Here is a 9,704-nt window from a genome sequence, read left to right on the forward strand (position 1 = left end):
TTTGAAAATTTGACTGAAAAAGGAAACGTATGAAAATATTGATCGTATCCGGCTTTTTGGGCGCGGGAAAAACAACATTTATCAAACGGCTGGCCAGGAACGTCGATCAGCGGTTTGCCATACTGGAAAATGAATATGGAGCCGCAGGAATCGACGGCGCACGTCTTGGCCAGAACCGGCAAGGAACGCAGAAAAATGTATGGGAAATGACAGAGCAGTGCATCTGCTGCATCGGGAAAAAGGATTTTGCAGCATCCGTGCTGACCATTGCCAATGTGGTAGACCCGGAATACCTGATCGTAGAACCGACAGGCGTCGGAAGTCTCGCCCGGATTATAGAAAATCTGCGTCAGATCGAGTACGAGAGAATTCAGCTTCTCTCGCCGGTCACTATTGTGGATGTTTACAGTTACCGCCGCTATATGGCGGAATATCCCGAGCTGTATCAGGATCAGATCCGAAGCGCGGATACGATCATTGTTTCCAAAACAGAAGCATGCCAGGCGGAAGAAAAACAGCGCATCCAGAAATTTCTGCAGGAAATTAACCCGCAGGCAAAAATCATCACGGATTATGCATCCACGATGACACGGGAAGATTACCAGAGCCTGCTGCTGGGCGGCCGATATGAGAAAGAAGTACAGGATACGCAGAGCGGCGAAAAGATGCCGGAGACCTTCTCCTTCGAAAATATCCGAATGGAGGCACCGGAAACCCTGTGGTGTTTTCTGGAACAGATCATTCGCGGAGCGTTTGGAAATATCATCCGTGCAAAAGGACAGTTCGCAGCCGGAGACCAGTTTCTCCAATTTGATGTCGCCGATCACCGCTACAGCATCACCGGCACAGAACAGAAAAACGCCGGCCAGGCTGTGTTTATCGGAAACGATATGAACGAAGATGCGATCCGGCAGTATTTTAAGAAATGCGCCGGAAACCAGAAAATGAAATATGCTGCCCGTCATGTATCATAAAGTAAATAGGAAAAAGAGATTGCGGAGTCCTGCCAAAACAGGGTTTCGCAATTTTGGTTTTTACAGAAAGATTCAACTGAAAAACGAAGGATAGGCAAAAACGAAAAATTACGCTAAAATAAACATACAAGTATTTCAAATAAAACAAAAGAAAAATCAGGGGGATCTGATATGGAGGAACAGAAAAGAAGACGGGAAAGAAAATCAGCGGCATACTGGTTGAGCAAAAGCTCGATTTTATATCCGATCTGTATCTTGTATGTGATGTATGTGAAACAGGTTGAGGTATATATTACAGAATGTTCCGTCCATATTTCGTCGGGGACAATGCTTTTTGCCTATGCGCTGTGCCTGATTTTGTGGCTGGCCTCACCCATTCGAAGCTACTGCGCAGATGGAACTGCAAATGAAGTTTTATTCTATACATTTCCGCCGAGCATACTGATGCTGTTTTTATTTGCCCAATATTCACTGAAAATTGTGTTGTTTCTTGCAGTGCTGGATGGGATATTTCTTGTTACGGTTTTAAGAGATTTACATAGAAAAAAACGAAAATATTCTCCGAAAAAATTCTGGAGATTAAAAAGAAGTGACTTAAACGCATTTCTGTTTGTTTCAGTATGCGTGAGTATGGTACCGACTTGTATGATGATATATTGGAAGCTTGAGTCTCCGTCCGGAGTGGCAGAACTTTACGAACGAAAAAAGGACTATAATCTCGTCCAGAATCAGGAGAACATTTTTCAGGAAAATAAAGAATTTCTGCTGAGCTTAAAGGAGAGCGAATGGAGGCAAAAAACACTGGAAGAAAGAACAATTGCAGCGCAGAAGATGGTACGGCTTGAAACAGAACGACTTGGAATTCCCGAAATTCCGCTGTATGTGAAAGAGACAGGATCATCGAATTGCGTTGCATTATATAATAATGAAGAGAACGAAATATGGTATGCTCCAGAGCATTTAACATCTCAGACAGCAGAAGAATTTTTTACGGGAATTTGCGAAGAATGTTATCATGGAATGGAGTATTATCTGCTGGAGCGAATGGACTGGAATTCGGAAATGGCGAATACTGCTTATTTTGAAGAAATGAGGAAGTGGAAACTAAATGATAATCGCTACATATCTGGACGCGACGAGGGCGATTCGTTTGAAGCATATCAATCACAGCCGCTGGAAGCATCTGCCAAAAAGTATGCCAGTTCCGAAACAGAGGCACTGATTCATTTTATTGCTGTGTACGGCGATGAATAAAAATCTTTTAGGGGGGGGGAGGGAGAAAAGGAGCGTCGGGAAAAATAAAAAAAATTAGCACTCACCTATTGACAGTGCTAATAACTAGTGTTATAGTACGACTAGAACAAAGAAAGAAAAGAAAATTCACATCAACGCTCTTTTTGTTCGGAGCGAATGTTAGCACCCAAATAGATAAGGAGGAAGCCGATTATGAATATCAGTAAATTCACACAAAAATCGCTGCAGGCTGTACAGGACCTGGAAAAGACCGCATACGATTTCGGCAACCAGGAAATAGAGCAGGAGCATCTGTTGTATAATCTCCTGCATCAGGACGACAGCCTGATTCTGAAAATGATCGAAAAGATGGAAATCAACAAAGAACATTTTCTGAACCGTGTCGAGACGGCACTGAACGACCGCGTCAAAGTATCCGGCGGTCAGCCGTATATCGGTCAGTATCTGAATAAAGCACTGGTAAATGCTGAGGATGAGGCGAAAGCCATGGGAGACGAGTATGTTTCCGTAGAACACCTCTTCCTGGCAATGCTGAAAAACCCAAGCCCGTCCATGAAAAAACTGTTTCAGGAGTACGGCATCACAAGAGAACGTTTCCTGCAGGCATTAAGCACCGTGCGCGGAAACCAGAGAGTTACCACCGACAACCCGGAGGCAACATACGACACCCTGGAAAAATATGGCCAGGATATCGTAGAAAAAGCCAGAAACCAGAAAATGGACCCGGTTATCGGCCGTGATACCGAAATTCGGAACGTTGTCCGTATCCTGTCCCGTAAGACAAAAAACAATCCGGTTCTGATCGGTGAGCCTGGTGTTGGTAAAACCGCAGTCGTAGAAGGCCTGGCCCAGCGAATCGCCAACGGCGATGTACCGGAGAGCCTGAAAGATAAAACCATTTTCTCCCTCGATATGGGAGCCCTGGTAGCCGGAGCAAAATACCGCGGCGAATTTGAGGAGCGTCTGAAAGCCGTTCTGGAGGAAGTCAGAAAGAGCGACGGAAAAATCATTCTGTTCATCGATGAGCTGCACCTGATCGTCGGCGCCGGAAAGACCGACGGCGCGATGGATGCCGGAAACATGCTGAAACCTATGCTGGCACGAGGCGAACTGCACTGCATCGGTGCCACAACGCTGGATGAGTACCGCCAGTACATCGAAAAAGATGCCGCCCTGGAGCGCCGTTTCCAGCCGGTTCAGGTTGATGAGCCGACCGTAGAGGATACGATTTCCATCCTGCGTGGCTTAAAAGAGCGCTACGAAGTTTACCACGGCGTAAAAATCACCGACGGTGCCCTCGTTGCAGCCGCAACCCTTTCGAACCGTTACATCAGCGACCGTTTCCTGCCGGATAAAGCAATCGACCTGGTCGACGAGGCATGCGCTCTGATCAAGACAGAACTGGATTCCATGCCGGCCGAGCTGGATGAGCAGCGCCGTAAGATTCTGCAGATGCAGATCGAGGAAGCCGCACTGAAAAAAGAGACCGACAATCTGAGCCGCGAGCGTTTGGAAACACTGCAGAAAGAGCTGGCTGAGTTAAAGGATACCTTCAATTCTGCAAAGGCACAGTGGGAAAATGAAAAGAGTTCCGTTGAGAAACTGTCCAAACTGCGTGAGCAGATCGAGGACATGAACCGCCAGATCCAGAAAGCAAAGAATGATTACGATCTGAACCGCGCCGCTGAACTGCAGTACGGTGAACTCCCGAAATTACAGCAGATGCTGGAAGCAGAAGAGAAAAAAGTTAAAAATGAAGATCTCTCCCTGGTACACGAGAGTGTAACGGATGAAGAGATTGCCAGAATTGTCTCCCGCTGGACCGGAATCCCGGTTGCAAAACTGACCGAAGGCGAGAGAACTAAGATCCTCGGTCTGGAAGATGAACTTCACACGAGAGTTATCGGCCAGAATGAAGCAGTCACCAAGGTTTCGGATGCGATTATCCGTTCCAAAGCCGGAATCAAGGATCCGACAAAACCGATCGGTTCGTTCCTGTTCCTTGGACCTACCGGTGTCGGTAAAACAGAGCTTGCGAAAACGTTGGCAGAAAAGCTGTTTGATGATGAGAACAACATGGTTCGAATCGATATGAGTGAATACATGGAGAAATACTCCGTCTCCCGTCTGATCGGAGCGCCTCCGGGATATGTAGGCTACGAGGAGGGCGGCCAGCTGACCGAGGCAGTGCGCAGAAAACCATATTCTGTTGTTCTGTTCGATGAGATCGAGAAAGCGCATCCGGACGTCTTCAACGTTCTGCTGCAGGTACTCGATGACGGCCGTATCACCGACTCCCAGGGCCGTACCGTAGACTTTAAAAATACGATCCTGATCATGACCTCCAATATCGGATCCCAGTATCTGCTGGACGGCATTCAGGACGACGGCAGCATCTCCGAAGAGGCGAGAAACCTGGTCATGCAGGATCTGCGTGCACACTTCCGTCCGGAGTTCCTGAACCGTCTGGATGAAACAATTATGTTCAAACCATTGACAAAAGACAACATTGGTCATATCGTAGATCTGTTGCTGAAAGGACTGAACAAACGTCTGGCAGACCAGGAGCTTACCGTCGAACTGAGCCCGGCTGCAAAACAGTTTGTCATCGAGGGCGGCTACGACCCTGTTTACGGCGCCCGTCCATTGAAACGTTTCGTACAGAAAGAGGTAGAAACCAGCACCGCAAAACTGATCCTTGGCGGTCAGGTCAGCGAGGGCGATACGATCCTTCTGGATGTGGAAAACGGCGGCCTGAAAGCAATGATCAAACCAGGTGTGGAGGTAGTAGACGAATGATGCCGAAAGATCCCGTAATGCTGCTGAGCTATGTCAATACGCAGTTAAGAGATTTTTACCCGTCGCTCGCAGAATTCTGCGCGGCCATGCAGACAGAGGAATCCGATCTGCGGGAAAAACTGGCGCTCATCGACTATGAGTACGATGAGAAAACGAACCAGTTTGTATAAGAATAACCAGGCCCTGAAAAAAATGGCGGAAAAAGGCGTTCCGTATGTGGAAAAAACACATACGGGGCGCCTTTTTTACGCAAAGCGTGTTTCTTATAACTGACAGGAAAAATCATATCTATAATAGAAGAAATGTGGTAAAATGGAGGAAAAGAAAATCCGCTGAAAATGGGGAAACAGCGGATCTGGAGAAGGAGGAAACAAATATGTATTTTGGTGTACAGATGTATGGGGTATCCAAAGAATGGAAACAGGATCCCGAAGGATTTTTAAAGAAAATCTATGAGGCAGGCTACCGCCAGATCGAGCCGTGTCTCGGATTCCGTGTTGATGCCAGGGACTACGGTTTCTGGATCCCGGAGGATCTGGAGCAGGCAATGCCGTTGCTTGCAAAATACCACATTGAGGTTCATGCGGTCCACATTTTCCTGGATGAATACCACTATGAAAGAGAACTTGCCATTCTTACAGAACTGGCGCAGAAATACCACATTTCCTGGTTTGTCGTAAAGAGCCCGGCACGCCTGACAAAAGATGTTCTGGACGAAACCGCTGCAAGATACCGCGAACTGGCAGAAGAACTGGAAAAAGCCGGAGCAGGTCTTCTGATTCACAACGAAAAAGAAGATATCTGTATCCGCGTGAATGGAAAAACAGCGTACGAATATCTCCTGGAAGCCTGCGGTGAAAAAGTCGGAGCAGAAGTAGATGTCGGCTGGATGTACTGCGGCGGCGTCGACCCGGAAGAGTTCCTCTGGGCGCATGCGGACCGAGTCAAAGCCGTTCATTATAAAGATATGAAAATCACCGGCCAGGAAGCGCCGCTTGGAAAAGGCATGGTTGATCTGAAAGCCTGCTTCCAGTTCGCCCGTGCAAACGGTGCACTGCAGATTGTGGATATGGATGCGGCAACACTGGAGGATACCTGCCGCGCCGGAAAAATGCTCTCCGGATGGACAGGGGACAGAGACAACACCGACAGCATTCTCTGCACGATGGATGTGGAGACCGGAGAAGAAACCGTGCTGCATGAGTTTCCGGGAATCATCGAGGCACCGAACTGGCTGAACGATGGAAACACCCTGCTTTATAATGCGGATGGAAAAATCTACCGCTATGAGATCGACAAAGACCATGTGGAGCAGGTTGATACCGGTTTCTGCGTGCAGTGCAACAATGACCACATTCCGTCACCGGACAACCAGCTGCTGGCGGTAAGCTGCATGCCGCCGGAACTCACAGATGGAACGTATGAATCCCACATCTACGTGCTCCCGATGACAGGCGGTGAACCAAAAGACCTCACCGGACCGGGTCTCAGCTATCTGCACGGCTGGTCGCCGGACGGAAAAGAGCTTGCGTACTGTGCCTTCCGCAAAAAGCCGGAGGAGGAGACTATGCGCATTGAGATCTGTACGATTCCATCAGACGGCGGCGAGGAAACCTGCCTGACGGACGGCAAAGGCTACAACGACGGTCCGGAGTATTCACCGGACGGAAAGCACATCTGGTTCAACAGCACCAGAAGCGGTCTGATGCAGGTATGGCGGATGAACCGTGACGGCAGCGGTCTCACCCAGATGACCGATTTCGATGCCAACAACTGGTTCGGCCACGTTTCGCCGGATGGAAAACACGTCATTTACCTGACCTTCGCTAAAGGTGAGCTGGAACCGAATGAGCATCTGCCGAACATGTATGTATCGCTTGGAATGATGGATTATGACGGACAGAATAAGAAAAAAGTGCTGGATCTTTTCGGCGGCCAGGGCAGTATCAACGTCAACTCCTGGGCACCGGACAGCCGCAGAATTGCGTATGTGAAATATGTGCTTCATCACAAATAAAGGAATATCTTAAGAAAATCTGACGGGCCGTAAAAATTCATGGAAGTATTGTGAAAAAACGTTGAAAGTATTTTAGCGGAAATGCACAAGAATTCTTACGAATTTTTACGGCCCGTTGACTCTTTTTCTGACACACGTATAATGAAAGTAACAAGAGAAACTGCGGCCCCTGGCGGCTGCAAAACAATCAAAAGGAAAGGAGGATTTGTGTTATGAAGAAAACGAAAAAAATGCTTTCGTTTGTACTGTCCATGCTTCTGATCGTGACGATGTTCCCAACCATGGCATTCGCAAAAGAGGAAGCCAAAACGTGGAAGTTCGGAGAGCTTTCGCTGAAAGCAGGCGACGTTCTCGGCAAAGATACGGAGATTAAAAATGATGCAGAGAACAGAGAAATCCGAATACTTTCAGAAAAAACAAATCTGGATGAAAAGAAAGATGACAAAGAAAGAATAAAAACAGAAAAAGAGGCTGTGATCGCAGCGGCGGCTTCCTGGAATCTGAAGGATCTTACGGAAAAGGCCAAAAAGGCTCCGGCAGATTATCTGCTTAAAAAGGCAGACAGCTGGAACGGAAGCTGGATTGTAACAAAGATCGCAGAAACGGAAACAAAAGATGCCATTGAAATCCAGATAAGAACCTATGAGTACGTAGCTGTAACAGAAATCCAGGGCATACCGAAAGAAATCCCGGGAATCACCGCACTGACGGGCAAAGCAGTTCCAGAAAATGCAGATCAGAAACAGATCACATGGGAAATCACGGATGCCGGAATGACAGGTGCTGTTTTAGACGGCACAAACCTGAAAGTAACGAATGCCGGAACCGTAAAACTTCTGGCGACAATCAAAGACGGAAAGAAAACCGGCGTTGACTTCACACAGGAATTCACTGTGATTGTAAAAGCCGCAGATTACACCAAAGTAACAGAAGCGCTGGCGCTGATCCCGGAGGACATGGGCCGGTATACAGAAGAAAGCGCGGCAGCTGTTCAGAAAGCAAAAGATGCGGTAAAAGAGAACCTGCCATCAGCTGAACAGGAAACCGTAAATGGTTATGCGGCAGCCATTCAGACAGCAGTAAACGCACTGACGCTTCTTGGCGCAGATTACACAGAAGTTGATGCAGTACTTGCCAAAGTTCCGGGAGATCTTTCTATCTATACGGAAGAAAGCGTGGAAGCACTGAATGCAGTCATCGCATCCATCGACCGCACCAAAACGGTAGAAGAGCAGCAGGCAGTTGATGCTTATGCGGAAGCACTGGAGAATGCAATTGCAGCACTGGTACGCAAACCGGTTCCGGCAGATTATCAGGGAGTGGAAGAACTCCTGGGAAAGATTCCGAAAGACTTATCCATTTATACCGAAAAGAGTGTAAAAGCACTGAATGCGGCAAAAGAAGCCATTGTATGGGATTTGGATGACAGCAGACAGGAGGAAGTCGATCAGTCTGCAGAAAACCTGAAAGCAGCTCTTGACGGACTGACCCTGAAACCGGCGGACTACAGCGCCGTAGACGCGGCTCTTGCCAAAGTTTCGAATGATCTGAGTATTTATACGGAAGAAAGCATTCAGCCGCTTCAGACAGCGATCAACAGCGTAGAAAGCGGAAAAACCATTCTGGATCAGGCAGAAGTAGACGGCTGGGCAGCAGCAATTGAAAATGCACTGGCAGGACTGCAGGTTCGGAAAGCAGATTATTCCAAAGTAGAGGAAGCCATCAAAAAGATTCCGGCGGATCTCAGTCTGTATACCGATGCGTCTGTAAAAGCACTGGAAGATGCAAAGAACAGCGTCGTAACCGAGCGGCCGGTCACAGAGCAGGAGAGCGTAGACGGTTACGCAAAAAAGATCGAGGCAGCGATTGCCGGCCTTACGTATAAAGATGCGGACTACAGCAAAGTAGATGCCGCAGTGAAAAAGATTCCAAACGATCTGAAGAAATACACGGACGAGAGCGTAAAAGCAGTCAATGATGCAAAAGCAGCGATTGTACGCGGAAAGAATATCACGGAGCAGAAGACGGTGGATGGTTATGCGGCAGCGCTGGAAAAAGCGATTGCCGGCCTGAAACAGAAACCGATGACTGCGCAGAATCTTCCGGAGATTACCAAAGGAGTCAATCAGTCAGGTATGCAGGGCAAGGAGCTTTCCTTCACCGCAGATTTTGAAGCAAAGGATCTCAAAAAGGTTCTCATCGACCAGAAAGAGATTGATGCGAAGAATTATGTGACGGCTGGAAAAGAGAATACGCAGGTTACGCTGAAGGCCGAGTATACAAAGAGTCTGGCAGAAGGCAAGCATACGATTTCGATCGTTTCAAGCAAGGGCCAGGCGGATACCGTATTCTATCTGAAGAAAGCAACAAAGAGTCCGGACACGGGAGACCGCACACAGGTGATGCTGTGGGTGATCCTGCTCGGCGTTTCTGCAGCAGCAGTGGTCGGAGCAGTTGTTTATCGTAAACGTGAGAAATAAGAGTTGAAAGGGAAAGGGCGCCGGAAGGCGCCTTTTCTTTTGGACGGTTTCGGATAGATTGTAAATAGTCAGATAAAATACAAAATATGCAGAATTAACTATATTTTTCTAAAAATAAGAAAATTCGAAAAAAGGTGTTGACTTTTGCTTTTGGCGGTGTTATTATAACTAAGCTGTCAG

The 9,704-nt window shown here is 47.6% G+C and carries 6 protein-coding genes; all 6 read left to right on the forward strand.

Annotated elements, in window-relative coordinates; translation table 11 throughout:
• Positions 1-29 precede the first annotated feature (29 nt).
• The 6 genes from PGS38_RS04505 (at position 30) to PGS38_RS04530 (ending at position 9,524) form a co-directional block, all read left to right on the forward strand.
• Positions 30-974, forward strand: a complete 945-nt coding sequence (locus PGS38_RS04505; RefSeq protein ID WP_055267686.1) for a CobW family GTP-binding protein — start codon at positions 30-32, stop codon at positions 972-974.
• 171 nt (positions 975-1,145) lie between these two features.
• Positions 1,146-2,228: a hypothetical protein gene (locus tag PGS38_RS04510; RefSeq protein ID WP_117510090.1), complete on the forward strand. Its 1,083-nt coding sequence runs from the start codon at positions 1,146-1,148 to the stop codon at positions 2,226-2,228.
• Between the two features lie 192 nt (positions 2,229-2,420).
• Positions 2,421-5,027: an ATP-dependent chaperone ClpB gene (gene clpB / locus PGS38_RS04515; RefSeq protein ID WP_117510089.1), complete on the forward strand. Its 2,607-nt coding sequence runs from the start codon at positions 2,421-2,423 to the stop codon at positions 5,025-5,027.
• Positions 5,024-5,197 carry a DUF4250 domain-containing protein gene (locus PGS38_RS04520; protein WP_022461670.1) on the forward strand — a complete coding sequence of 58 codons (174 nt, stop codon included), beginning with the start codon at positions 5,024-5,026 and terminating at the stop codon, positions 5,195-5,197. The genes clpB and PGS38_RS04520 overlap by 4 nt, the downstream gene beginning before the upstream one ends.
• Before the next feature lie 206 nt (positions 5,198-5,403).
• The gene (locus PGS38_RS04525) at positions 5,404-7,044 is read left to right on the forward strand and encodes a TIM barrel protein (protein ID WP_158555011.1); all 1,641 of its coding nucleotides are present in this window, start codon (positions 5,404-5,406) and stop codon (positions 7,042-7,044) included.
• Positions 7,045-7,256: 212 nt separating this feature from the next.
• Positions 7,257-9,524 (forward strand): hypothetical protein, encoded by a 2,268-nt coding sequence (locus PGS38_RS04530; protein WP_118601126.1) that lies wholly within the window; start codon positions 7,257-7,259, stop codon positions 9,522-9,524.
• Positions 9,525-9,704: the final 180 nt, after the last annotated feature.

It is taken from the genome of Fusicatenibacter saccharivorans, assembly GCF_027667425.1.
Classification (GTDB): Bacteria; Bacillota; Clostridia; order Lachnospirales; family Lachnospiraceae; genus Fusicatenibacter; species Fusicatenibacter saccharivorans.

Excerpts from the sequence above, each read along its gene's own strand:
- clpB (WP_117510089.1), top strand. The coding sequence starts at position 2,421 with ATGAATATCAGTAAATTCACACAAAAATCGCTGCAGGCTGTACAGGAC.
- PGS38_RS04525 (WP_158555011.1), top strand. The coding sequence starts at position 5,404 with ATGTATTTTGGTGTACAGATGTATGGGGTATCCAAAGAATGGAAACAG.
- PGS38_RS04530 (WP_118601126.1), top strand. The coding sequence starts at position 7,257 with ATGAAGAAAACGAAAAAAATGCTTTCGTTTGTACTGTCCATGCTTCTG.
- PGS38_RS04520 (WP_022461670.1), top strand. The coding sequence starts at position 5,024 with ATGATGCCGAAAGATCCCGTAATGCTGCTGAGCTATGTCAATACGCAG.
- PGS38_RS04505 (WP_055267686.1), top strand. The coding sequence starts at position 30 with ATGAAAATATTGATCGTATCCGGCTTTTTGGGCGCGGGAAAAACAACA.
- PGS38_RS04510 (WP_117510090.1), top strand. The coding sequence starts at position 1,146 with ATGGAGGAACAGAAAAGAAGACGGGAAAGAAAATCAGCGGCATACTGG.